19 protein-coding genes are annotated in these 24551 nt (G+C 67.7%); 5 read left to right on the top strand and 14 right to left on the bottom strand.

Features of this window, described 5'->3' with window-relative positions; genetic code table 11:
* Positions 1-3: 3 nt before the first annotated feature.
* The 7 genes from F3H57_RS16190 to cysQ all read right to left on the bottom strand — a co-directional run bounded on the left by F3H57_RS16190 (position 4) and on the right by cysQ (position 7983).
* Positions 4-1710, bottom strand: coding sequence for a DUF5927 domain-containing protein (locus F3H57_RS16190; protein WP_149756967.1), 1707 nt, complete (start codon positions 1708-1710; stop codon positions 4-6).
* Positions 1707-2717, bottom strand: coding sequence for a glycosyltransferase family 2 protein (locus tag F3H57_RS16185; protein WP_149756966.1), 1011 nt, complete (start codon positions 2715-2717; stop codon positions 1707-1709). Before F3H57_RS16185 ends, F3H57_RS16190 begins: the two co-directional genes overlap by 4 nt.
* A gap of 42 nt (positions 2718-2759) precedes the next feature.
* Positions 2760-3971, bottom strand: a complete 1212-nt coding sequence (locus F3H57_RS16180) for a glycosyltransferase family 4 protein (protein WP_149756965.1) — start codon at positions 3969-3971, stop codon at positions 2760-2762.
* The gene (gene galE / locus F3H57_RS16175) at positions 3931-4914 is read right to left on the bottom strand and encodes a UDP-glucose 4-epimerase GalE (protein WP_149756964.1); all 984 of its coding nucleotides are present in this window, start codon (positions 4912-4914) and stop codon (positions 3931-3933) included. Before galE ends, F3H57_RS16180 begins: the two co-directional genes overlap by 41 nt.
* A gap of 8 nt (positions 4915-4922) precedes the next feature.
* On the bottom strand, positions 4923-5816 hold the full coding sequence (gene galU, locus F3H57_RS16170; RefSeq protein WP_149756963.1) for a UTP--glucose-1-phosphate uridylyltransferase GalU: 894 nt from the start codon (positions 5814-5816) through the stop codon (positions 4923-4925).
* A gap of 92 nt (positions 5817-5908) precedes the next feature.
* Positions 5909-7153, bottom strand: coding sequence for a glycosyltransferase family 2 protein (locus tag F3H57_RS16165; protein WP_149756962.1), 1245 nt, complete (start codon positions 7151-7153; stop codon positions 5909-5911).
* Between the two features lie 5 nt (positions 7154-7158).
* Positions 7159-7983, bottom strand: coding sequence for a 3'(2'),5'-bisphosphate nucleotidase CysQ (gene cysQ, locus F3H57_RS16160; protein WP_149756961.1), 825 nt, complete (start codon positions 7981-7983; stop codon positions 7159-7161).
* Positions 7984-8136: 153 nt separating this feature from the next.
* Between cysQ and F3H57_RS16155 the strand changes: the two genes are divergently transcribed.
* Together F3H57_RS16155 and F3H57_RS16150 are read left to right on the top strand one after the other, a co-directional pair.
* Entirely contained in the window at positions 8137-8967 is an 831-nt protein-coding gene (locus F3H57_RS16155) for an ABC transporter permease (RefSeq protein WP_149756960.1), read from the top strand.
* A gap of 54 nt (positions 8968-9021) precedes the next feature.
* Complete coding sequence (locus F3H57_RS16150) at positions 9022-9678, top strand: COG3650 family protein (protein ID WP_149756959.1); 657 nt, start codon at positions 9022-9024, stop codon at positions 9676-9678.
* A 1-nt stretch (position 9679) separates the two neighbouring features.
* Here the strand turns inward: F3H57_RS16150 and F3H57_RS16145 are convergent, their stop codons facing one another.
* The gene (locus tag F3H57_RS16145) at positions 9680-10285 is read right to left on the bottom strand and encodes an alpha-ketoglutarate-dependent dioxygenase AlkB family protein (RefSeq protein WP_149756958.1); all 606 of its coding nucleotides are present in this window, start codon (positions 10283-10285) and stop codon (positions 9680-9682) included.
* A 242-nt stretch (positions 10286-10527) separates the two neighbouring features.
* On the opposite strand from F3H57_RS16145, the gene dnaK reads away from it, so the two are divergent.
* Both dnaK and dnaJ read left to right on the top strand, forming a co-directional pair.
* A complete protein-coding gene (gene dnaK, locus F3H57_RS16140; RefSeq protein WP_149756957.1) occupies positions 10528-12453 on the top strand; it encodes a molecular chaperone DnaK in 1926 nt (641 codons plus the stop codon).
* Between the two features lie 96 nt (positions 12454-12549).
* Positions 12550-13707 (top strand): molecular chaperone DnaJ, encoded by a 1158-nt coding sequence (dnaJ, locus tag F3H57_RS16135; RefSeq protein WP_149756956.1) that lies wholly within the window; start codon positions 12550-12552, stop codon positions 13705-13707.
* A gap of 205 nt (positions 13708-13912) precedes the next feature.
* Here dnaJ and F3H57_RS16130 read toward each other — a convergent pair whose 3' ends face one another.
* Both F3H57_RS16130 and F3H57_RS16125 read right to left on the bottom strand, forming a co-directional pair.
* On the bottom strand, positions 13913-14473 hold the full coding sequence (locus F3H57_RS16130) for a type 1 glutamine amidotransferase domain-containing protein (protein ID WP_149756955.1): 561 nt from the start codon (positions 14471-14473) through the stop codon (positions 13913-13915).
* Between the two features lie 93 nt (positions 14474-14566).
* The gene (locus F3H57_RS16125; protein WP_149756954.1) at positions 14567-16597 is read right to left on the bottom strand and encodes an NADPH-dependent 2,4-dienoyl-CoA reductase; all 2031 of its coding nucleotides are present in this window, start codon (positions 16595-16597) and stop codon (positions 14567-14569) included.
* Positions 16598-16859: 262 nt separating this feature from the next.
* Here F3H57_RS16125 and F3H57_RS16120 point away from each other — a divergent pair, with 262 nt between their 5' ends.
* Positions 16860-17765: a LysR family transcriptional regulator gene (locus F3H57_RS16120; protein ID WP_149756953.1), complete on the top strand. Its 906-nt coding sequence runs from the start codon at positions 16860-16862 to the stop codon at positions 17763-17765.
* Between the two features lie 68 nt (positions 17766-17833).
* Here F3H57_RS16120 and F3H57_RS16115 read toward each other — a convergent pair whose 3' ends face one another.
* From F3H57_RS16115 to F3H57_RS16100, 4 genes are read right to left on the bottom strand one after another with little or no spacing between them, the layout of a single operon-like run.
* Positions 17834-19876 carry a glutamine amidotransferase gene (locus tag F3H57_RS16115; protein WP_149756952.1) on the bottom strand — a complete coding sequence of 681 codons (2043 nt, stop codon included), beginning with the start codon at positions 19874-19876 and terminating at the stop codon, positions 17834-17836.
* On the bottom strand, positions 19873-22650 hold the full coding sequence (locus F3H57_RS16110) for a DUF4159 domain-containing protein (protein WP_149756951.1): 2778 nt from the start codon (positions 22648-22650) through the stop codon (positions 19873-19875). Before F3H57_RS16110 ends, F3H57_RS16115 begins: the two co-directional genes overlap by 4 nt.
* Positions 22647-23522, bottom strand: a complete 876-nt coding sequence (locus F3H57_RS16105; RefSeq protein ID WP_149756950.1) for a DUF58 domain-containing protein — start codon at positions 23520-23522, stop codon at positions 22647-22649. Before F3H57_RS16105 ends, F3H57_RS16110 begins: the two co-directional genes overlap by 4 nt.
* Positions 23519-24526 (bottom strand): AAA family ATPase, encoded by a 1008-nt coding sequence (locus F3H57_RS16100; RefSeq protein ID WP_149756949.1) that lies wholly within the window; start codon positions 24524-24526, stop codon positions 23519-23521. Before F3H57_RS16100 ends, F3H57_RS16105 begins: the two co-directional genes overlap by 4 nt.
* Positions 24527-24551 lie beyond the last annotated feature (25 nt).

Raw genomic sequence — 24551 nt, 5'->3', positions numbered from 1 at the left:
CCGTCAGCCGGCGGATTTCTTGACGAGGTAGGGTTTCTTCGGCTGCGGCGTGCCGTGGCGCGGCGCGGGATCGACCGGAAAGTCGCCCATGAGATAGGGGTGCATGCCCTCGTTCTTGAGGTTCTGCAGGAACTGGCCGAAGCCGGTAAGGTCGGTCATGCGCGGGGGTTCGGCCAGCCGGCGCTGGCTCTTCTGGCCGATCTCGTCGAGGATGACCTGCAAGGGCTCCATCGGTGCCTCTATGAACTCCGCCATGGACCAGGTTCGGATGCGCGCCTTCACGTCGGGGCTGCGCAGCTCGTCCAGCATCTTCGCCTCGATCTTCTGCAGCGCCGCCGCCTCGCGCCGCAGGAGGGCGAAATCTGCGTTGGATCGGAAGAGCGGCACCGCCCACGCCCCCGAGATGACCGAGATTTGCGCATTGGGATCGCGCGCGATGAGCCAGTTGATCCGGACATTGTCGGCAGGCCCGAACTGGAAGCACTGCCGCTCGCCGCGCGTGTTCCAGATAAGGTTCGTCAGGAAGGCCCGCGGGTTCGCGTCGCGCAGCCTGGCGTTGTCCGAAAGCGCTCCGGAGATCAGCGTCTGCCCGCCGGCGAACTCTGCCCGCTCCGGTGCGAAAAGGTGCCCGTGCACCTGCGCGCCGGTGGTGCGGGCGAGCCAGGTCTCGAAATCCTCGAAGAGTTCGGCAAAGCCCTGGAAGACGGAATACTTGCCGGCGGTCACGCCGTTCTCCCACCCCCGGTTCGGGAACCGCGACTGCATGTAGAGCCCGGGCCGCCCGCGCGTGCGCCGCTCCACCGCCCTGGCGAAGATGCGGTCGATCTTGCCGGGGGTCGGCTCCGCCCGGTTTTTGGCTGCGGCCTCTCCGAGGAAGGCGGCGTAAAGCCGTTCGGCATGGGGCCAGATCTTGCGCGCGACGAAACAGTCCGACCGGCGCAGGAGCTGCAGGTGATCGTCGTAGAAGATGTGCGGCTTGCCCTGGAAATCGAATTTCGACAGCGTCAGCGACCGGCTTTCTATGTTCGTGGAATAGAGTCGCGCGAGCGTCTGGAAATAGCTTTCGTCCGGGATCCAGACGGACCGGAAGTAGCGGTCGTGGATCGGGCGCTTCGGGTCCTGCAGGATGGCCGAAAGGGTCTGCCGCGTCAGGCACCACCATTGCGAGCCCATATGCGGCACGATGCCCTCGGGGATGCGGCGGCGGATGTTCAGCCTGCGCTGGATCGCCACCGACATGTCGAAGAGGGAACGGCTGTTCCGCCAGGAGAACGGGAAGCGCATGGTGAAGCGTTCCTCGTCGAGCCCGCCGACCGTCCAGGGCACCTCCGCCGTCGTCGCGCTTTCGATGAAATCGGTGCGCGGACGCTCCGCCAGGTAGGCGACCAGTTCCTCCACCGGGCGCAGCGGCAGGCAGGAGCCGGAGGTAAGGTAGACGTGCCGGACGCTCGGAAAATCGGCGAGCATGAGTTCGGCGGCGTCCTGTGTCGCCGCGACCAGCCCCCAGGTGCCCCAGTCGCAGCGGTGCCGGCGAGAAAAGCGGATCAGCGGATCGTCCGACAGGGCTGCCGCGAAGTCGTCGTAGACCTTTTGCGGCACCGCGCTGTCGGCGTGGATCACCACCGGGCAACTGGCGCGCGTCCAGTGCCGCGCCACCTGTTCGGCGCGGCCGAACGCGGTGTGGATCAGCATGACGATCCCGACGCTCACGCCCAGTTGCCCTTGGACATGAGGCCGAGGATCTCGAGCTGGCGCCAGTTGATGTATCTTTCGGACCACTTGCACCACAGCTCGGGGTTCTCGCGCACGCCTTCGGCATAGGCGATGTATTCCTTCGACGCGCCGTAATGCTGCCGGCGCTCCAGCTCTTCCTCCGCCTTGGCGGTGAAGGTGTCGAGGAACTTGGTGTGCAAGAGCACACCCGACGCCTTCTCGCCCCCCCATTCGTCGTAGACGAGGTTGAGCCCGCGCGGCAGCAGCATGTGCGTGGACGATACGTAGGCATAGCGCCGGTCCCACTTCACCAGCGGGATCTTGTTGAGCGCCGGTGCCCGTTCGGGCGTGTTCGGGAAAAACACGCGGGCGCGGGGGCCGCCCTGGATCCACAGGTTGCCGAAACGCGGATTGCGGCTGATCGAATAGTTGCCGGCATCGAACCAGGGCGCGATCTCCAGCGGGTCCTGGCCGGGGCGGTAGGGCTCCGCGTCGATGCGGCCCTTGGGATACATGTCCAGCAGCATCGCCGAGAACGACTTGATCGAGGAGGCGTCGAGCCAGTCGGTCAGCGCGCGCAGGGGGCGCGTGTCGCAGAACGGGTAGAGAAAGAGTTCATCGGGGTCGACCACGAGGCACCAGTGCCCGTGGCCGTACTTCATCTGGAGCCAGTTCAGCCAGTCGACCCCGAAGCGCGCGCGCTTGTAGCTTTTCGCGGTGTGCCAGAGCGACACGTCGGGCTGGGCGGCGAGGTAGTCGCGCGATCCGTCGGTCGAGTCGTTGTCGACCATCAGGAAGTGATTGACCCCCATGTCCCTGTAGTAGTTCAGGAAATAGGGCAGGCGCACGCCTTCGTTGCGGGCGGTGGAGAACAGCAGGATGTCAGAGGGGCGAATCTGCCCGGTGCGGTTGGCGACAGTGTGCAGGTCGCGGCGCTTGCGAAAGGCGCGGACGCGCCAGCGCCTGCGCTGCAACCGTAGCCGGTATGACTGCCAGAGCCCCACCTGTCCGCCCGTTCCCTTCCTGCCCGCGCGGCAGCGGGCGCCTCAGAGCCGGGGCAGAACGGTTCGGAAATGGTCATTCCAGCCGGGCGGGGCGATGCCCGCCGGCGCCTCCGATGTCCCGGTGTTCCGTGTTGCGGCCCGCTCGACGAGCCCTTTTATCGAGTGTTCCCAGAGATAGTCGTCGCAAATCGAGGCGTAAATTGGGAAACTCGGGGCAATTTCGCGGAAAACCCGGAGATCGTTGCAGATGACCGGCACATTCAGATGTGCCGCCTCCAGCAGGGGAAGGCCGTACCCCTCCGCAAGGCTGGGAAAGAGCAGCCCGGCGCTCTCTTGCAGCAGCCCGAACATCTCCGCGTCGCCGAGGTCGTTCAGTTCGTGCACCCGGTGCGGCTGCGCGTCGAGGCGGGCGAAGGTGGCGTGGTTCTCCCAGCCCCGCGCCCCGAGGACCAGAAGCGGCGGCGCGGTCGTGCCCATCCGCTCCCAAAGGTCCAGCAGGAAGGCGTGATTCTTGCGCGGCTCGATCGTGCCGATCGTCGCGACGTAAGGGGTGCCGGTCCACGGGCCGTGCGGAGCCTCGCCGGGAACTGGGCGCGGTACGCCCAGATGCGCGACCACGGTCTCGGGGGGCGGGTGATCGAGGTGCCGTGCGATATCGGCCGCCGTCGCGGCGGAATTGGCGATGACGAGGTCGGCGTTCTGCCCCGCCCGGGCAAGGAAGGCGGCGAACCGCTCCGACGCGCCGGGCCGCTGATGGTCCGGCCAGTCGAGCGGGATCGTGTCGTGGACCATTACCGCGACGCGCATGTCCGCCGCGGCCAGCCCCGAAAGCAGCGTATCGGCCAGCGCCGTGTGCCCGACGTTGACATAGGTGCCGCCGGGGACGTGGCGGCGCAGCAACGCTCCGAGCCCCGAGTGGCGTGCGCGGCCTATGGCGAGGCGCCGCAGCGCGCCTTCCAGCCCCGCGCGGGCCGGATCGCCGCGCCGGGCGAGCCGGGCGAGAGGCCCGGGCGGTGGCCAGGTGCCGATTTCGATCAGAGTGCGCGCGGCGGCGGCGCCTTCGGGATCGAGCAGCAGGAAGCCGAGCGCGGTGCGCACCAGCGCCCAGGGCGCGGGCAGGTGCTGCAGGTAGGCCAATTCCACGCGGTCGACGCCGGTCGGACGCCGCCCCGCGCGCGACACGAGGCGGGTGAGGTCGAGAAGGCGCTGACGCTCAGCCAGAGAACCCGCCCGAGCCGTGCCAGCGCCAGGCATCCTCGATCATCTGCTCCATGGTGGAGCGCTTCGGCGTCCAGCCCAGCTCCTCGATCGCGCGGCTGGAGCCGGAGACGAGCTTCGTCGCGTCCCCCGCCCGCCGCGGGCCTTCGCTAAAGGGCACTTCGCGGTTGGTGACGGAGCGGGAGGCGTCGATCACCTCGCGCACCGAGAAACCGCGCCCGGTCCCGAGGTTGAAGACCCGGCTGCCGCGCCCATCTTCCAGCCAGCTCAGGCCGAGGACATGCGCGTCGACCAGATCGCAGACATGCACGTAGTCGCGGATACAGGTGCCGTCGGGCGTATCGTAATCGGTGCCGTGGATAGTCAGCGCGTCGCGCTTGCCCTGGATCGCCTCCAGCATCACCGGAATAAGATGCGTCTCGGGCTGGTGTGCTTCGCCGACCTCGGCGTCGGGGTCGGCGCCGGCGACGTTGAAATAGCGGAAGATCACCGATTTGAGGCCGTGCGCGGCCTCGAAATCGGCCAGCATGTCCTCGATCGCGCGCTTGGACTTGCCGTAGGCGTTGAGCGGCTGCTGCGGTGTGTCCTCGTCCAGAACGACGTTGTCATGCTCGCCGTAGGTGGCGCAGGTCGACGAGAACACGAAGCGCTGGCAGCCCGCCGCCACCGCCGCCTCCAGCAGCGTCAGCGCGCCCATCACGTTGTTGCGCCAGTAAAGGCCGGGCTGCGCCATCGCCTCCCCGACGAGGCTGAACGCGGCGAAGTGCATCACCGCGACCGGCGCGTATTCCGCGAAGGCGCGGTCGAGCGTGGCGCGGTCGCTCAGGTCCCCCTCGATCAGCGGGCCGTACTTCACCGCCGCGCGCCACCCGGTCGACAGGTTGTCATAGGTGACGGGCACGTAGCCCGCCGCCTTCAGCGCCTTGCAGGCATGCGCGCCGATATAGCCGGCGCCGCCGGTGACCAGAACATGTCGCATGTCGGTCTCTACTCCGCGGCTTTCTCGGCCGACACGACCTCGAAGAGGTAGCGCCGCAGGTCGTCGCGCAGGTCCTCGCGCTCCAGGCCGAAGGCGACGGTGGCCTGCAGAAAGCCTGCCTTGGACCCGCAGTCGAAGCGCTGGCCCTTGAAGCGCAGGCCGAAGACGCCCTCGTCGCCGTTGATCTCTTGCGCGATGGCGTCGGTGAGCTGGATCTCTCCACCGGCGCCTTCCTTCATGTCGTTGAGGTTTTTCAGGACCTTGGGCGACAGGATGTATCGGCCGATGACGGCGAGGTTGGAGGGCGCCTCCTCCACCTTGGGCTTCTCGACCATGCCCTTGACCTGAACGAGCGATCCCATGTCCTCCGACACGTCGAGAATGCCGTAGGACGACGTCTTCTCGCGCGGGACCTCCATCGCGGCGACCATGTTGCCGCCGGATTCCCGGTACGCTTCGGTCATCTGCTGAAGGCAGGGCGTGTCGGCGGAAATCACGTCGTCTGGCAGCATCACCGCGAAGGGCTCGTCACCGATCAGGCGCCGCGCGCACCAGACCGCGTGGCCGAGGCCGAGCGCCTTGTGCTGGCGGGTGTAGGCGATCTCACCCGACTCCATGTTGGTCGACTTCAGGATTTCCAGAAGATCGTCCTTGCCCTTCTTGACGAGTTCTTGCTCAAGTTGTGGGGCATGGTCGAAATAGTCCTCCAGCGCGCCCTTGCCGCGCGAGGTCACGAAGATGAATTCCTTGATGCCGGCGGCCCGCGCCTCGTCGATGGCGTATTGAACCAGCGGTCGGTCGACGAGGGTCATGATCTCCTTGGGAACGGACTTGGTCGCCGGCAGGAATCGTGTTCCGAGACCAGCGACCGGAAAGATCGCCTTGGTTACCTTATTCTTCATTTCAAACTCCTAGTGTGCGCCCCAGCACGCTTTCGTGAGTGTCGTTTCGCATATCAGCCCCGGGAAGGGCTACTGTAAATTCTGCGCTCCCGTCATGCGCGTGACTGTCCGGGCGACCAGAGCCGCACCGGCGCGAGCCGGGCCACCTCTTGCCGAGTGCGGCGTGCATGTCGCATCGGGCGAAAGAGCGGCTGGTCCCGGTCCGATCGTCCGAAGAGACCGCCGCGCTGCTCCCATATCCCGGCATCGGTGAAATACATCCTGTGGTAGAGCGCGGTTGGTGAGAAGCAGAAGATCGTGACGACGTCGCCGGCTTGCGCCAATTGCGCTGCGCGCTCTCGCAACGGCCTGATGCGGCGGCCCGAAAGCGCGGTGCGCGGGGCCCCTGGACGCGCCGGAAAGGGGCGGAACCCGGCCGCGGCGCGCGGCAGGTTCGACAGCGCCGCAATGTCTCGGTCGCGTCCCTCCGCGATGCCGCGCTTCAGCCCGCGCATCAGCCGCGCCACATCCGCGGCGTCGAGCGGGCCGCGCTGCATGAAGGCGATCAGGCGTGCGCGCTGCTCGGCCCCGAGCCGGGCAAGGTGGCGGTCGTGGCTGCCCGGATCGGCGTGCTTGCGCAGGAAGACCGCGGTGGAGGCGCCGATCTCGGCCAGGTCGCGCGGGGTGCGGTCGCGGGCGCGTCGCGCGCTTTCGTAAAAGCCGTGATGAACCCGTGCCAGCGGCACCAGCGCGGTGGCGTGTCCGGCCTCCGCCAGACGCCAGTTGAGGTCGGTTTCGTCGAGGTAGAAGCGGAAGGCGGGGTCGAACCCGCCAAGCCCGGCCAGCACCTCGCGGCGGAAGGCCATGTTGGTGCCCTCTGTCTTGACCGCGCGGTCCGCGCTGCCCCGCAGCAGGATCGGCCTGTCATCGCTCAACTGGAGCGGATGTGCCGCGCCGCGCCGGTCGACGCTGCGTGCGCCCCATTGCAGCGAGATGCCGTTGCGCCCGATGACGAAACCCCCGGCGCCGGCGACCTCGGTATCGGAGAACGGGGAGATCAGGTGCAGCAGCCATGTCGGTTCCGGCACCGCGTCGTCATCGATGAAGGCGACGATATCGCCGGCCGCGGCGGCGATACCGCGATTGCGGGCGGAGGAGATGTTGGTCGCGTTGTATTCGACCAGCTTCACCTCGGCCCCGGCGGCATGGGCGCGCACCGCAGCGCAGCCAGCGGCGCATGCGACGACCACGACTTCGACTGCCGGCCAGTCGAGCTGCGACAGGCCGATCAGGCAGCGCGACAGCGCCCGAGGCCGCCCGTGGGAGACGACGACGACGGAGACGCGGGGCGCGTCCACCGCACTCAGGGCGCCTTGAGGTCCACGCCCGGGGCGTAGGCGATGAAGAACGGGTTGGCGAAACCGGCCTTGCCGTAGACCAGCGGCGTGTGGTCGTCGAACCGAACGATGCGGCCGCCCGCGCCTTTCAGCACCGCGTGGCCGGCGGCGGTGTCCCATTCCATCGTGCGGCCCAGGCGCGGATAGATGTCCGCCTCTCCGGTCGCGACGAGGCAGAACTTCAGCGACGAGCCGGCCGAAGTCATGTCCTTCACGTTGTACTTGTTGATATAGGCGTCCGTGGCCTCGTCGCGGTGCGATTTGGACGCGACGACCATCAGGGACCCGTTGTCCGGTTCGCCCACGTGAAGCGGGGTCGTCTCGCCGGCCGTGTTCTTGTCGAAGGGGCCGGTTTCCTCGACCGTGCGGCCGGTGCTGTCGGTGTAGAAAAGCCGCCCCTTGGCGGGCGCGTAGACCACCCCGCGCGTCGGCACGCCGTCCTCGACGAGCGCGATGTTGACGGTGAAATCGCCGCGGCGGTTGATGAATTCCTTCGTTCCGTCGAGCGGATCGACGATCAGGAAGGTGTCGGCGTCCTCCTGGTCGTGGCTGTCGGCCTGTTCCTCTGTCACCAGCGCGATGTCCGGGAAGGCCTCGCGCAGCCCGGCAGAGATCAGCGCATCCGCGGCCTCGTCGGCCTCTGTCACCGGGCTTTCGTCGGACTTGGTCTTCACATCGAAATCGTCGGCCTCGTAGATGGCCATGATCGCATCGCCCGCTTCGAGCGCGAGCCGCCGCAGCACCGGCGTCAGATCGGAATAATTCAAAGTCTTGCCCTCTCCATGGCGCATTCCGCGGGTTCATTGAACGGAAACGTCGCACTCCTTATGATGGTGACGCCGCGTCGCGGCAAGCGCCCGCCGGGGAAGGGCGCGGGCCGCGCCGGTAAAGGGTGGCGACCAAGAGACACCGAAAGACGGGCGACTGCGGAACAGGGCGGGCAAATGTTTCACATCAAGGAGCGGCGCAGTCGGGCCGGATCGGCGTTAACGCTGGCCGAAGTGGTCTACCACGCTTCCGTGCGGTCGGTGCGCAAAACGCACGGCAACGCGATCATCGCCATCGCCATAAATATCCTGCAGGCGGTGATCTTCGTCGCCGTCTTCTACTTCATGTTCTTGATCCTCGGTCTGCGGGGCGTGTCTCTGCGCGGCGACTTCCTGCTCTATATCATGACCGGCGTGTTCCTTTTCCTCACGCATACAAAGACGCTCGGCGCGGTGGCGGGGGCCGAGGGCCCGACGTCGCCGATGATGCAGCACGCGCCGATGAACACGGCTGTGTCGATCCTCTCGGCGATGCTGTCGACACTCTATATCCAGGTGCTGAGTCTGATCGTCATCCTGTTCGTCTACGACGCCGTTCTTCATCCCGGCGCGATCGCGGAGATCAACCAGCCGCTGCCGGCCTTCGGGATGCTGCTGATCGCGTGGTTTTCGGGCGCGGCGATCGGCATGGTGTTCATGGCCATCAAGCCCTGGGCGCCGGTGCCGGTGGGCATCGTCACCACCATCTACCAGCGCGCCAACATGATCGCCTCGGGCAAGATGTTCGTGGCCAATTCGCTGCCGCCGGCGATGCTGCAACTCTTCGACTGGAACCCGCTGTTCCACGCCATCGACCAGGCGCGCGGCTACACCTTCGTCAACTACTTCCCGCGCAATTCCAGCTGGGAATACGCCATCTGGGTCGCCATCGTGCTGCTGATGGTCGGGCTGATGATCGAGTTCTATACCCGTCGCCATGCCTCCGCCTCCTGGAATGCGAGGCGCTGAGAACGGCGCAATAAGCCGTTGCCGAATTGGGGCGACGCTGGGTAAGATCCCTGCATGAGACCGTTTTTCGCCCTTTTCGCCGGCCTTGCCGTCCTGTGCGCCGCGCCGCTTGCCGCGCAGGACGACGCGGCGCCCGCCGCCCCCGTAAGCCCGCCGCCGCTTCCGGCGCTCTACGATGTGACGGGTGTCACGCCGGGTGACGTGCTCAACATCCGCACCGCGCCCGATGCGGCGGCCGAGAAGATCGGCGAACTGGCTCCCGACGCCATCGCCGTGGAGGTCACCGCCATCGACGCCGAGGCCGGCTGGGGCCGCGTGAACACCGAGGAGCGCGCCGGCTGGGCCTCGCTCGATTTCCTCACCCGGCAGGAAACGGGCGCGGCGCTGCCGGACGTCGCGCGCATGATGTGTTTCGGGACCGAACCGTTCTGGAACATCGACCTCGACGCCGGTGGCCTGTCGAACTTTTCCGAACCCGAGTCGGAGGCGCTGTTTCTCACCGGACCGGTGCGGCCGGGCGAAGGGCGGCCGGACCGGTTCGCGGTGGTCGGCGGCGCGGCGGGCAGCGACCTGGCGCTGTCGATTTCGGTCGAGGAATGCAGTGACGGGATGTCGGACCGGCTCTACGGGCTGTCGGCCACGATGATCGTCAGCGGCAGCGTGAACCGGACGCTGTCGGGCTGCTGTGCGCTTCAGGGCGTGGCGCAGTAGCTCAGGTCACCACCCGCAGCGTCAGGTTGATCCGCCCGCCCTCCGGCAGCAGCGTGGAAGAGCCGAAGCGGATCCGGTCCACCCCGTGATGGCGCAATCGCGCCTCCCCGCCCATCACCACCACGTCGCCCGAGCGCAGCCAGAGCGAGGCCGTCTTGCCGCCACGCTCCACGTTGCCCATGCGGAAAAGTCCGTCGTCGCCAAGCGACACCGACACCACCGGCTGGTGGAAATCTGCCTCGTCGCGGTCCTGGTGCAGGCCCATCCGCGCGCCTTCGCCGTACCAGTTGATCAGGCAGCACTCGGGATCGCGCGCCTCGGGCGCGACGGCGCGCCAGATCGACAGCACTTCGGGCGGGATCGGGGGCCAGGGCGCCCCGTTCGGGTGCGCCTCCTCGTAGCGGTAGCCGCGCCGGTCGGTGATCCAGCCGAAGCGCCCCGCCGCCGACATGCGCACCGACATCGGCCGGCCGCGCGGCGTCACCGGCTGCACCAGCGGCGCCGTGCGCAGCACGTCGCGCAACGCCTCGACCAGCGCCACCTGCGCCGGACGATCCATGAATTCCGGATGAATCCGGAAACCGCGAATGTCGTGTGCCACGCTCATGGCGAGCAATTTCGCCCGCCCCGTCGCGGGACGCAAACGGAACGCCACGCGAAAATTGCCCGACAAAAGACGGAACCTGCGCCGGTGGCGTGCTTGCAGGCCAAAAACCCGCTCCTTATATACCGTCCGAACGCGGAGGCGGGCCATCGGCCCCGCAGCCGCCTCAGAGTCGGGGCGGGATGCCGGAACGGGTCCGAAGCCTCGGAGAATCGCCTTGAAGTCAAAAAAGGGATCGAAACGATATGGGCAAAGTCATCGGGATTGACCTCGGCACCACGAACAGCTGCGTCGCAATCATGGACGGCAGCCAGTCCAAGGTGATCGAGAACGCCGAAGGCGCACGCACCACGCCGTCGATCGTCGCCTTCACCGACGACGAACGGCTCGTCGGCCAGCCGGCCAAGCGTCAGGCGGTCACCAACCCCACCAACACCATCTTCGGCGTCAAGCGCCTGGTCGGTCGTCGTCAGGACGATCCGGATCTGGCCAAGGACAAGAAGAACATGCCGTACGAGATCGTCGACGGCGGCAACGGCGATGCGTGGGTCGAAGCCAAGGGCGAGAAGTACAGCCCGTCGCAGATTTCCGCCTTCATCCTGCAGAAGATGAAGGAAACCGCCGAGAGCTACCTCGGCGAAGAGGTCACGCAGGCGGTCATCACCGTCCCGGCCTATTTCAACGACCAGCAGCGCCAGGCCACCAAGGACGCGGGCAAGATCGCGGGCCTCGAAGTCCTGCGCATCATCAACGAGCCGACCGCGGCGGCACTGGCCTACGGGCTCGACAAGAAAGAATCCAAGACCATCGCAGTCTACGACCTCGGCGGCGGCACGTTCGACGTGACCATCCTCGAGATCGACGACGGCCTGTTCGAGGTGAAGTCGACGAACGGGGACACGTTCCTCGGCGGCGAAGACTTCGACATGCGGATCGTCAATTACCTCGCCGACGAGTTCAAGAAAGAGAACCAGGTCGACCTGACGCAGGACAAGATGGCCCTGCAGCGTCTCAAGGAAGCGGCCGAGAAGGCGAAGATCGAGCTGTCCTCCGCCTCCCAGACCGAGATCAACCAGCCGTTCATCTCGATGGGCTCCAACGGTCAACCGCTGCACATGGTGATGAAGCTGACCCGCGCGAAGCTGGAAAGCCTCGTGGGCGACCTTATCAAGGGCTCCATCAAGCCGTGCCAGGCGGCGCTGAAGGATGCGGGTCTGTCGACGGACGATATCGACGAGGTCGTGCTCGTGGGCGGTCAGACCCGGATGCCGAAGGTGATCGAAGAGGTCACCAAGTTCTTCGGGAAAGAGCCGCACAAGGGCGTGAACCCCGACGAGGTCGTGGCCATGGGCGCGGCGATCCAGGCCGGCGTGCTGCAGGGTGACGTGAAGGACGTTGTCCTTCTCGACGTGACCCCGCTGTCGCTGGGCATCGAGACGCTGGGCGGCGTGTTCACCCGCCTGATCGACCGCAACACGACGATCCCGACCAAGAAGTCGCAGATCTTCTCGACCGCCGAGGACAACCAGAACGCCGTGACCATCCGGGTCTTCCAGGGTGAGCGCGAGATGGCGTCCGACAACAAGATGCTCGGCCAGTTCAACCTCGAGGACATTCCGCCGGCCCCGCGCGGCATGCCGCAGATCGAGGTGACGTTCGACATCGACGCGAACGGCATCGTCCACGTTGGGGCCAAGGACAAGGGCACCAACAAGGAACAGAAGATCACCATCCAGGCCTCCGGCGGTCTGTCGGAATCCGACATCGAGCAGATGGTCAAGGATGCCGAGGAGAACGCCGAGGCAGACAAGAAGCGCCGCGATCTCGTCGACGCCCGCAACCAGGCCGAAAGCCTCATCCATTCGACCGAGAAGTCGGTCGAAGAGCATGGCGACAAGGTCGACCCCTCGACTGTCGAGGCGATCGAGCTGGCCATCGCTGCGCTCAAGGACGAACTGGAGAAGGAAGACGCGGAGAAGATCCGCTCCGGTATCCAGAACGTCACCGAAGCGTCGATGAAACTGGGCGAGGCGATCTACAAGGCGCAGCAGTCCGAAGGTTCGGACGGCGGTGACGGCTCGGACGGCGGCGAAGGCGGCGGCAACGCCTCCGGCGACGACGATATCGTCGATGCCGATTTCGAGGACCTCGACGACAGCAAGCGGGCCTGAGGGTTACCGCCCGCGGATCCCTTTGGGGCCGGTCCGGACACCGGGCCGGCCCCGCGCACGTTCCGCGGGCCCGCTTGCCCCAGAAGGAGGGCATGAATGTCCAAGCGTGATTACTACGACGTTCTCGGCCTGAACAAGGGCGCCTCCGCGGACGAGATCAAGAAGGCCTATCGCAAGAAGGCGAAGGAGCTGCACCCCGACCGCAACGCCGACAATCCCGATGCCGAGACGCAGTTCAAGGAAGTCAACGAGGCTTATGACGTCCTCAAGGACGGCGACAGAAAGGCGGCCTATGACCGCTTCGGCCATTCCGCGTTTGAAGGCGGCATGGGCGGCGGCGGTGGCGGCCGGCCCGGCGGTATGGGCGGCGGAGCCGGACAGGGCGATTTCGCATCGGCCTTCTCGGACGTCTTCGACGACCTCTTCGGCGACTTCATGGGCGGTGGCCGCGGCGGCCGCAGCCGCGCGGCGCGCGGGTCGGACCTGCGCTACAATCTGCGCGTGACGCTGGAGGAGGCTTATAACGGCCTGTCCAAGACGATCACAGTGCCGACCTCGGTCCAGTGCGGCGCCTGCTCGGGCTCCGGCGCCGAAGGCGGGGCGGAGCCGACGACCTGCCCGACCTGTTCGGGCATGGGCAAGGTGCGCGCGACGCAAGGGTTCTTCACGGTCGAACGGACCTGTCCGACCTGTTCCGGCCTCGGCCAGATCATCAAGAACCCCTGCACCACCTGCGGCGGAAATGGCCGCGTGCAGAAAGAGCGTGCGCTGTCGATCAACGTGCCCCCGGGCGTGGAAACCGGCACCCGCATCCGGCTCGCCGGTGAAGGCGAGGCGGGGATGCGCGGCGGCCCGCCGGGCGATCTCTACATCTTCGTGGAGGTCGAGCGGCACGACATCTTCGATCGCGAGGGCGTGAACCTGCAATGCCGCGTGCCGGTGTCGATGGCCACGGCGGCGCTTGGCGGCGACATCGAGGTGCCGACCATCGCGGGCGGCCGCAGCCGCGTGTCGATCCCGGCCGGGTCGCAATCGGGCCGCCAGATGCGCCTGCGCAGCAAGGGTATGCCGGCGCTGCGCGGCGGCGGGCACGGCGACATGTTCATCGAACTCGCGGTCGAGACGCCGGTCAACCTGACCTCGCGCCAGAAGGAGCTTCTGAAGGAGTTCGACTCGCTGTCCGAGGACAACAACCCGGAGTCCAAGAGCTTCTTCAAGAGCGTGAAGAGCTTCTGGGATGCGATGAAAGGGTGAGCGCCGTCTCGGAAACGCTCCGGGGGAGCGTTTCAGGCGCGAACGGGCGGAGCCCCGAGCCACAAGGAAAGAGCCTCGGCCACCGGCCGGGGCTCTTTTTCGTTTCAGCTATTGGCCGTGCCCGCGCGCCCCGACAAAGAAATGGCCCGGATGCGGGGGAAACGCATCCGGGCCGAAGGGAACACATGAGGGATGTCTCGGAGACTCAGGCGGCCTTGCGCTCGTGCTTGCCTTCCTCAATCTCCTCGACGATCTTGCTTACAAACGCATCAAGGTCGCCAGGGTTCCGGCTGGTGACGATTCCGTTGTCGGCCACCACCGTCTGGTCGACCCAGTGCGCGCCCGCGTTCTTCACGTCCGTCGCGATGGACTTGTAGGACGTCGCCTGACGGCCCTTGAGAATGCCGGCCTCGACGAGGATCCACGGCGCGTGGCAGATCGCGGCGATGGTCTTGCCCTGATCGAAGAAGGCGTTGACCGCCGTCATCACCTTGTCGTTCACGCGCAGGATGTCGGGGTTGATCTGGCCGCCCGGCAGAACGAGCGCGTCGTAATCGCCCGGATTGACGTCCGAGATACCGCCGTCGACGGGCACGGTATGGCCCCAGTCGTCGCCGTCCCAGCCCTTGATCGTCTCGCCGTCGAGCGAAACGACATGGACAGACGCGCCGCGGTCGCGGAGCTGGTCGCGCGGAACTTCGAGTTCGGATTGCTCGAATCCGTGGGTGGCCACGATGAGTATTTTGGAGTCGCTGATACGGGGCATGAAATGCCTCCTTTTCGCGTTTGTTTCCAGAGAGCTAGCCTTTTCGGCCCTGCTTGACTGTACAACGCGTGGCGAACCGCCCCGTTCCCGCGATCACAGGGTTGCGGCAAGGCGTGTGCCCTGGTCGATGGCGCGCTTGGCGTCGAGTTCTGCCGCCACGTCGGCGCCGCCGATCACGTGGACCTCTGTGCCCGCTGACGCCAGCGCATCGGCGAGGCTGCGCTCGCTCACCTGACCGGCACACAGGACGATTGTGTCGCATTCGATCACCTCGGGCCGCTCGCGCGCGTCGCCGTAGGAGATGTGCAGCCCCTCGGCGTCGATGCGTTCGTAATTCACGCCGGTCTTCATCTGCACCGCTTTCATCTGCAACCCCGCCCGGTGGATCCAGCCGGTGGTCTTGCCCAGACGCTTGCCCGGCTTTTCCGCCTTGCGTTGCAGCATCGTGACCGCCCGCGCCGGGGCATGGGGCTGCGGGCCTTCCGGGGCGAGGCCCGACCGTGCCTCTTCGGGGTCGACCACGCCCCATTCGCGCATCCAGTCAGGCAGGCTGACCGTGGGGCTCGTGCCCTCCATGACGAGAAATTCCGACACGTCGAAGCCGATCCCGCCGGCACCGACCACGGCGACGCGCTTGCCGGGCGCGGCCTTCCGCGTCAGCACGTCGACATAGCTCAGGACATTCGGCGCGTCCTGCCCCTCGATCCCCGGATCGCGCGGGCTGACGCCGGTCGCGACGACCACCGCGTCAAAGCCCGCGAGCGTCTCCGCCGTCGCCTCCGTGCCGAGGCGCAGCGCGACCCCGTTTCGCTCGGTCATCGTGCGGAACCAGTCGACGAGGCCCCAGAACTCCTCTTTGCCGGGGATCTGCTTGGCGAGGTTGAGCTGCCCGCCGATCTCTTCGGCACGGTCGAAGAGCGTCACGCTGTGCCCGCGCTCGGCCGCGGTGATCGCCGCCGACAGGCCCGCCGGGCCGGCCCCGACCACCGCGATGGCGCGCGGCGCCGTGGTCTTCTCGATGCGGATCTCGGTCTCGTGGCAGGCGCGCGGATTGACGAGGCAGGTCGACACCTTGCCCTGGAAGGTGTGATCTAGGCAGGCCTGGTTGCAGGCGATGCAGGGCGCAATTTCCTGCGCGCGCCCCTCTGCCGCCTTCGTCACGAAGGCCTCGTCGGCGAGCCAGGGGCGCGCCATCGACACCATGTCGGCGCAGCCCTCGGCGAGTACGTCCTCCGCCACCTCGGGGGTGTTGATGCGGTTCGAGGTGATCACGGGGATGCCGACCTTGCCCATCATCTTCTGCGTGACCCAGGCGAAGGCGCGGCGCGGCACCGATGTGACGATCGTCGGCACCCGCGCCTCGTGCCAGCCGATGCCGGTGTTGAGGATCGTCGCGCCCGCCGCTTCCACGGCCTGGGCAAGCTCAACGACCTCGTCATGGGTGGACCCGTCCGGCACGAGGTCGATCATCGAGATGCGGTAGATCAGGATGAAATCCGGGCCGACCGCGTCGCGCACCCGGCGGACGACCTCCACCGGCAGGCGCATGCGGTTCTCGTAACACCCGCCCCAGCGATCGGTGCGCTTGTTGGTGTGGGTCACCAGGAACTGGTTGAGGAAATACCCCTCCGATCCCATGATCTCCACCCCGTCGTAGCCGGCCTCGCGCGCGCGGGCGGCGGCGGTGACGATGTCGGCGATCTGCTTCTCGATGCCGTCCTCGTCGAGCTCTTTCGGCGGGAAGGGAGAGATCGGCGACTTGATAGGGGAGGGTGCGACGCATTCCGGCCCGTAGGCGTAACGCCCGGCATGGAGAATCTGCATCGCGATCTTGCCGCCTTCGGCGTGCACGCGGTCCGTCACGAAGCGGTTGTTGGCCATGTCCTTGGCGGTGAAGAGGCCTGCGGCCCCGGGAAAGACGCCGCCTTCGCGGTTCGGCGCCATGCCGCCGGTGACCATCAGCGCCGCGCCGCCGCGGGCGCGCGCGGCATAGAACTCCGCCACCCGGTTCCAGTCGCCGACCTCTTCGAGGTTGGTGTGCATGGAGCCCATGAGCACCCGGTTCTTCAGCGTGGTGAAGCCGAGATCGAGGGGCGAGAGCAGATGCGGGTAGAGATCGGACATGCGGGCCTCCCTTGCCTTGCGGGTCCAGCTTTCACGACACCCGCGTTCTGTCGACGTCAACGTGACGTCAGAGCCGGCCACGTCACCCAGGAGACGCACCGGTCACGTGTGCCTTCCCACATTCGATTGCGCATATGGGTTGTTTCGACGCCTCAAACATTGCCACCTATCACCCCCCTATTGTCGGCGGCGAGCCGTCTTTCTGCCTTGTTTCGACGCGATACCCGAGCTTGGAACAATCGAACGAGTGAAGGAGATGCGCATGGACCGCCTCACCGAGATGGAGGCCTTCGCCACCGTTGTGGACCAGGGCGGGTTCACCGATGCGGCCAAGAAGATGGGGATCTCCAAGTCCGCCGTCTCCAAGCATGTCTCATCGCTCGAGGCGCGGCTGGGAGCGCGCCTTCTCAACCGCACCACGCGGCGGGTGTCGCCGACCGAGATCGGGCTGGCCTATTACGACCGCGCGCGGCGCGTGCTGAACGACGCGGGGGAGGCCGACGCGCTGGTCACCTCCATGCAGTCGGCGCCGTCGGGGCTTCTGCGGATCTCCGTCGCGACGGATTTCGGGGTCAATCATCTCTCGCCCGTGCTGGGCGATTTCCTGGCGGAGTTCCCGGACATCACCGTCAACATGGTGTTGAACAACCGCTACGTGGAACTGATCTCCGAAGGCTTCGACATGGCCGTGCGGATCGGCGAGCTTGAGGATTCGACGCTGCGGGCGCGCAAGCTGACCGAGACGACGAAGCGCATGATCGCGTCCCCGAGCTATTTCCAGAAGTTCGGCCGTCCGAGCCGGATCGACGATCTGAACGAACACAAGCTGCTGCATTATTCCAACCAGGCGTCGGGCAATGTCTGGAAGGTGACCGCGCCGTCGGGCGAAAAGCGACAGATCCGCACCGCCGGCTGGCTGTCGGTCAATGACGGGCAGTCGCTGCTGAACGCCTGCATCGCGGGGCTGGGAATCGCCTACCTGCCGTCGTTCCTGTACGCCGACGCGATGGAGAAGGGGCTGGTGGAGGACGCCATCCCCGATCTGCCGGTGGAGACGCAGGGCATCTACGCGGTCTATCCGCCGGGGCGCTTCACGCAGCCCAAGGTGCGTGCCTTTATCGACTTTCTCGTGCACGAATTCGGCGAGAAAGGCCCCGCCGGCTGGTAGTTCCCCCGGCCTTGCCAAAGGCTCACCTCGCCCCGGCCGCGCCCCCGTGCGCCGGGGTTTTTTCGTTTCTAGCGGCGCCCTTCCCGCAGCCAGGCGCCAACGATGAGGCCCGCGGCCAGAAGCAGCACCGCCCATGCGGGCAGGGCCGGCACCTGGGTAATATCGCGCGTCTCGAACGCGTCGCGCGGGGTGATGCCGACCCAGCCGCGGCCCGCCGCCGGGCGCCCGGCACTGACCTCGCGGATGTCCGGCACGCCCTCTTCCAATCGCACGACGCCGCCTTCGACCGGGTCCAGTACCGGCTCAAGCAGGTCGCCCGTGGCGATGGTCTGCTCGAACTCGCGCGGGGCGGCGGGGCCGAGGCCGACCACCGCCTCCTGCTCGCCTTCCTCGAGGCGATAGAGGCCGATCTGCGGGCCTTCGTAAAGCGCTTCGAACCGGCCCGGCGCGACCTCTTCGAGCGTGATCTCCTCGGTCTCGCCGTCGGGGCGCGTGATCGTCACCGGCCCGACCTCGTCGCCGAGCGTGCGGCGGATGATCCGCATGGTCTGGCCCGTCGGCTGGGCGAGGAGCGTCTCCTCCTCCAGCTCCGGTTCCTTCATCATCCAGTGGGCGAGTCGGCGCAGAAGCTCGAGCTGCGGGCCGCCCCCCTCGTAGCCGCGCGACCAGAGCCACGCCTGGTCCGAGGCGACGAGCGACACGCGCCCCTCTCCGATCCGGTCCAGAACGAGGAGGGGGCGGCCCTCCACTCCCGACATCACCACCTCGGCGGCGTCGGTGGGCTCCACGTCGATCTGGCGCAGCCAGCGGCCCCAGCCCTCGGCGTTTGACAGGCCGGCGGTCACGGGGTGCCGCTCGCCCAACTCGGTGATCTCGGGCCGGAAGCCTTCCTTGATCACGCGGGCAGTCGGTTCGGCCGGCAGCACCTCGCCCAGGGGCGAGCGAGCCAGACTGTCGGCGGAGGCGAAGTCGGGGCCGGCCGAGATCAGCACCGCGCCGCCCTCCTCCACGTATTGCCGCACGTTGTCGAGGTAGATCGACGGCAGGATGCCCCGCCGCTTGTAGCGGTCGAAGATGATCAGGTCGAAATCGTCGATCTTCTCGAGGAACAGCTCCCGCGTGGGGAAGGCGATGAGGGACAGCTCGCTCACCGGCACGCCGTCCTGCTTTTCCGGGGGGCGCAGGATGGTGAAGTGGACAAGATCGACGGAGCTGTCGGATTTCAGCAGGTTGCGCCAGGTGCGGCCGCCGGCATGCGGCTCGCCCGAGACCAGCAGAACGCGCAGACGGTCGCGCACGCCGTTGATCTGCACCAGCGCGGTGTTGTTGCGGTCGGTGATCTCTCCCTTGGCCTCGGGCACGGTGAACTGGATCACGTTCAGCCCGCCATGCGGCAGGGTGATCGGCAATTCGAAGCTCTGGCCGATGGGGATGTCGAAGGTCTGCGGCTCCGCCCCGTCGACGGAGATGTCGATGGTCGTCTGCGCGGCCTCCGGCGCGGCGCCCTCGTCCTCCACCCGGACGGTCAGGGTGACCGGCTCGTCGAGGATGGCGAAGGCGGGCGCGTTCTCCACGATCAGGCGGCGGTCCCAGTCGTCCTCCTGTCCGGTCATCAGAAGGTGCATCGGCGCCGGCAGATCGGGCGCGCGGTCGAGGTCGTGCAGCCGCCCGTCGGACAGGAGCAGGATTCCGGCGACCTGCGCCGGCGGTTCCTCGGCCAGCGCCTCGGACACGGCAGTCATCAACAGCGTGCCGGCGTCGTCCTCGCCGTCGCCCACCTCGACGCGGCGGACCTCGGTGTTGGGGCGGCCGGCAAGCTCCGCCTCCAGCGTGGTCGCGGCCTCCTCGGTCACGCCGGCGCGCTCCGCGAGCGTCTGGGAGGCGCTCTTGTCCACAACCATCAGCACGATGTCGTTGAGCGGCGCGCGATCCTCCACCTGCCAGGAGGGTTGCGCCAGCGCCGCGACCAGCACCAGCCCGGCCAGCGCGCGCAGCGCCCAGCCCGACAGACCGCGCCAGAGCGCGAGCACCACGCCGAGCGCGGCGAGTCCCCCGAGCGCGCCGATCGCGATCCAGGGCAGCAGCGGGTCGTAGACGAGCGTTCCGGTCATTGGCCAAGCCTGTCGAGAAGGGCGGGGACGTGCACCTGGTCGGATTTGTAGTTGCCGGTCAGCACGTGCATCACGAGGTTCACGCCGAAGCGGTAGGCGATCTCGCGCTGCCGCTCACCGGAAAAGCCGCGGCCCAGCGGCAGCATCGGCTGGCCGTTGTCGGACACCGCCCAGGCCGAGGCCCAGTCGTTGCCGCCGATGACCACGGGCGTGACGTTGTCGTTGAGGTTGCGGAAGGGCATCCCGTCCACCAGTTCGGCATCGGGCGGCGCGGCCTCCACCCAGACGTCGCGGCCCACGTAGCGACCGGGGAAGTCCTGCAGGAGATAGAAGGTCCGCGTGAGGACATGGTCCTGCGGCACCGGCTCCAGCGGCGGAATGTCGAGCGGTTCGGCCAGTTCCTGCAGCTTGCGCCCGTTGGGCGAGGCCGCGCCGAACCCGGCGATGTCGGCGTCGCGCGTGTCGAACAGGATCATGCCCCCCGAACGCAGGTATTCGTTGAGCTTGGCGTAGGCGTCGCCCGAGGGGGTCGGCTGGTCGGGCGTCACCGGCCAGTAGAGCAGCGGGAAGAACGCCAGCTCGTCGTTTTCGAGATCGACGCCGAGCGGTTCTCCGGGTTCGACCGACGTGCGGTAGAACAGCGTGTCCGACAGGCCCTGAAGGCCGGCAGCGGCGACCTCGTCGACGTTTTCGTTGCCGGTCAGGACATGGGCGAGCGTGACCTCCGCCGTCGCCTCGATCGCGAAGTCGTCGCCGGTGGGCTGGCTCTCCTGGGCCTCGGCGCCGCCGGGCAGGATCAGCACGGCGGCGAGGATTGCGGCCGCCGCCGGGGCGCCACGAGAGCCCCGCAGACGCCCCGTCAGCGCCAGCGAGGCGAGGATATCGGCGAACAGCATGGCGATGGCGAGCGCCAGAAGCCACCCGGCGAGCGGCGTCTCCTCTGGGCCGGCGAGCCCCTCGACCGGGACGCTGTCGGGCCATGTCACCGGGCGCAGTTCGGTGTCCGCTGTGACGACGTTGCGGGCGAGGTTGCGATCCTCGCCGGCATAAAGGCCGGGTCGCAGATCGGGGCCGAGCGGGTCGGAGACCAGCGCCTCCCCGGACACGCCGGGCAGGGTGCCGGCGTCGCGCAGGTCGCCGAAGGCGTCGAGCACCATCTGCGGCTGCCATGTGGTGCCTTCAAGTTCCTCGATCTCGGGCTGGGCGGGCATGGAGGACACCGCGAGCCGCTCCAGCATGCTCACGAACAGGCCCGACAGCGGCAGCGTCGACCATTCGGCGTTGGCGGTGACGTGGAAGAGCACGATCTGCCCCTGGCCGACGCGCTTGCGGGTGACCAGCGGCGTTCCGTCCGACAATTGCGCGATCACGCGCGAGGCGAGCGTCGGGTCGGGCTGGGCCATGACCTGCGCGTTCACTGTGACGTCCTCGGGAATATCGAGCCCGAAGAATGGGCTTTCGGCGTCGAACGGGGCGAGCGACTTCGGCTCCCCCCAGCTCATCGCGCCGCCGACGCTGCGCCCGCCGGCGCGCAGGCGCACCGGCATCAGCGGATCCTCCTCGCCTCGGCTGACGTCCGAGCCGGCCAGGCGCGGCCCGGCAAAGCGCAGTAGCATGCCGCCGTTCTCGACCCAGTCCCGCACGGCCTCTGCCTCACCTCCAAGCGTGGCGACGTCCGCCAGGGCGATCACGTCGGGGTTGGCGGGCAAGACATCGCTCAATGCGCCGTCGATCAGGTCGGCGGTCGGCTCCAGCGCGCCTTGCAGGTAGTGCAGGGGGGAGAGCAGTTCTAGACCCTCGCGGTTCTCGGTCCCGGCGATCAGCGCGACCTCGCGGCGGCGCAGGCTGTCGTCCGACAGGGTGGTGGCGCCGGCGCTCTGCGTGGTGGCGACCTCGAACCGGTCGACGCGGGCTCGAAGTTCGGCCGGCAGGGACAGCTCGCCTTCGGCGATCACCGCGCCGTCGGCGAAGGTCATCGGCAGGGTGGCCAGCGTCGCCGGGTTGCCGGCCGGGTCGCGCCCTTCGGCGTTCACCACCACCTCCCGCTCGCCGGACGGGCGCAGCCGCTTCAGGGTGAGCGCAACATTTCCGTCGACGAAGCGGGCGGGGGCGAGGGCATAAAGGCTCTGCGGGCTTTCGTAGACGGTGACGCTGCCCGCGGCTTCGAGCGCGGCAAGCATGTCCTCGCGGCCTTCGCGGGCTAGCCCGTCGGAGAACCAGTAGGTGTCGAAGGGGCCGTCGGGCAGGCGCGCGGCGGCGCTTTCCATGCGCGCCGTGTCAGTTTCCCACGGCTCGGGCTGGATGCCCGACAGGCGCTGCCGCAGGGCATTCGCGCTCTGGAACATCGGCGCTTCGGGCGCGGTCAGGCGCAGCAGCGCCACAGCCCTATCGTCGCGTGCGGCGCGCGAGAGCAGGCCGTCCAGCGCCTCGGACCGGGCGCGCCAGTCGCCGGCGCTGGCCCAGCTTGCATCCATCACGATCAGGAGCGGCCGGTCGCCCACTGGCGCAGCATCCCGGTCGGGGTTGAGGATCGGCCCCGCGAGCCCGACGATCACCGCCGCGACCGCCAGCATCCGCAAGAGCAGCAGCCACCACGGCGTGCGGTCACTCACCTGTTCCTCGTCTTTGAGGCCGAGCAGAAGGACCACGCCGGGAAACAGCCGGCGCACCGGCGCAGGCGGCACCGCGCGCAGCACGACCCACAGGATCGGCAGCGCCAGCAGCCCCAGCAGCAGCCAAGGCGTGGTGAAGCCGAGTGCGCCGAACAGGGTCATCCCTTGCCTCCGTCCATCGCGCGCCAGACCCACAGGAGGGCCGATTGCGCGGGTGTGTCGGTGTGGTGGCACTCGTACTGCCAGCCGGTGATGCGGCACAGCTCGTCAAGGCGATCCTTCCGCTCGGCCAACCGCTCAAGGTAGCGGCCGCGCAGGTCGCTCGCCTTCAGCGTCTCGTGACGCGTGCCGCCGCCGACCGACTGGAACACGGTGCGGCCCTCGAAGGGAAACGCCTCTTCCGAGGGATCGAGGATCTGCAGCAGAACTCCGCGCACGCCGCGGTCGGCGGCCTTGGTCAGCGCCGCCTCGATCGGGTCGAGATCGCCGAGGAAGTCGGACACGAACATGGCGCGGGCATGGGGCAACATCCCCCGCGCCTCGGGCGCCGAATAATCGTCTTCGGTATCGGTGGCGAACGCTTCGGCGAGGCGCATGATCTGCGGGCGCCCACCGCGCGGCGGCAGGCTCCAGCCGGTCAGGCCCACCCGTTCGCCGCCTCGGATGAGCAGGATCGTGGTGGCGAGCGCGATCAGCCGTGCGCGGTCCGCCTTGCTGGGAACCTTGTCCGAGGAGGCGAAGCGCATCGACGCCGCCTGGTCGACCCACATCAGCACCGATTGCGCGATCTGCCATTCGCGATCACGCACGAATTGCGAATCGCCGCGCGCGGAGCGGCGCCAGTCGATGTTGCGGTAGCTGTCGCCGGCGACCATCGGACGGTATTGCCAGAAATCGTCGCCAAGCCCGGCGCGGCGCCGGCCATGCTCTCCCAGGAGCACGGTGCCGGCGAGCTTTTCGGCGCGGGCGAGAAGGGCGGGAAGGTCGCTCGCCTCCTCCTCGCTGTGCTGGCGGAGGGTGAGCGGCTGCGTCACGCAGCCGCCTCGGTCCGCATAAGCCCTTCGCTGACGGAACTGATGAGCTGGCCGAGATCCTCGCCCCGCGCGCGGGCCGAGAAGGTCAGCGCCATGCGGTGGACGAGAACCGGGCGCGCCATGTCGATGACGTCCTCGGGCGACGGCGCGAGCCGGCCCTGCAAGAGCGCGCGGGCGCGCACGGTGAGCATCAGCGCCTGCGCAGCGCGCGGGCCGGGGCCCCAGGCGACGAGGTCGCGCACACGCTCGGGTGCGGAGGGGTCGGAGGGCCGGAAGGCGCGCACGAGGTCGAGGATCATCTCCACGACCGATTCGCCGACCGGCATCCGTCGCAGAAGGTGCTGCGCGGCCATCAGCGAAGGCCCGTCGAAGACCTGGTGCGCCTCGGCGTCCTCCGTCCCGGTGGTGGCGAGAAGGATGTCGCGTTCTGTGTCCCGCTCGGGGTAGGCGACGTCGATCTGCACCAGGAACCGGTCGAGCTGCGCCTCGGGCAGGGGATAGGTACCCTCCTGCTCGATCGGGTTCTGCGTGGCGAGGACGTGGAACGGCTGGTCGAGCTTGCGGGTCTCGCCGGCGACCGTCACCGCCTTTTCCTGCATCGCCTGAAGGAGTGCGGACTGCGTGCGTGGGCTCGCGCGGTTGATCTCGTCCGCCATCAGGAGCTGGCAGAAGATCGGCCCCTCGATGAACTTGAAGGCGCGGCTGCCGTCTGTGCCGGTCTCCAGTACCTCGGAGCCGAGGATGTCCGCCGGCATCAGGTCCGGCGTGAACTGCACCCGGTTGCCGTTGAGGCCCATCACCGTCGACAGCGTCTCCACCAGCCGAGTCTTGCCGAGGCCCGGCAGACCGATCAGAAGGCCATGCCCGCCGCACAGAAGCGCCGAGAGTGTGAGGTCCACGACCCGTTCCTGGCCGATGAAGCGGCGGGTGATCGCCGTCCTCGCTTCGGCGAGCTTCGCCTCCAGCGCCTCGATCTCGGTGACCAGGTCCTCGGTCTCGGCCATGACAACGCTCCTTTGGCGATTAGAT

Source organism: Roseivivax sediminis, from assembly GCF_900112685.1.
GTDB lineage: Bacteria > Pseudomonadota > Alphaproteobacteria > Rhodobacterales > Rhodobacteraceae > Roseivivax > Roseivivax sediminis.
The sequence above is the reverse complement of the archived record's forward strand: the minus strand, read 5'-3'. Positions and strand labels throughout refer to the sequence as shown.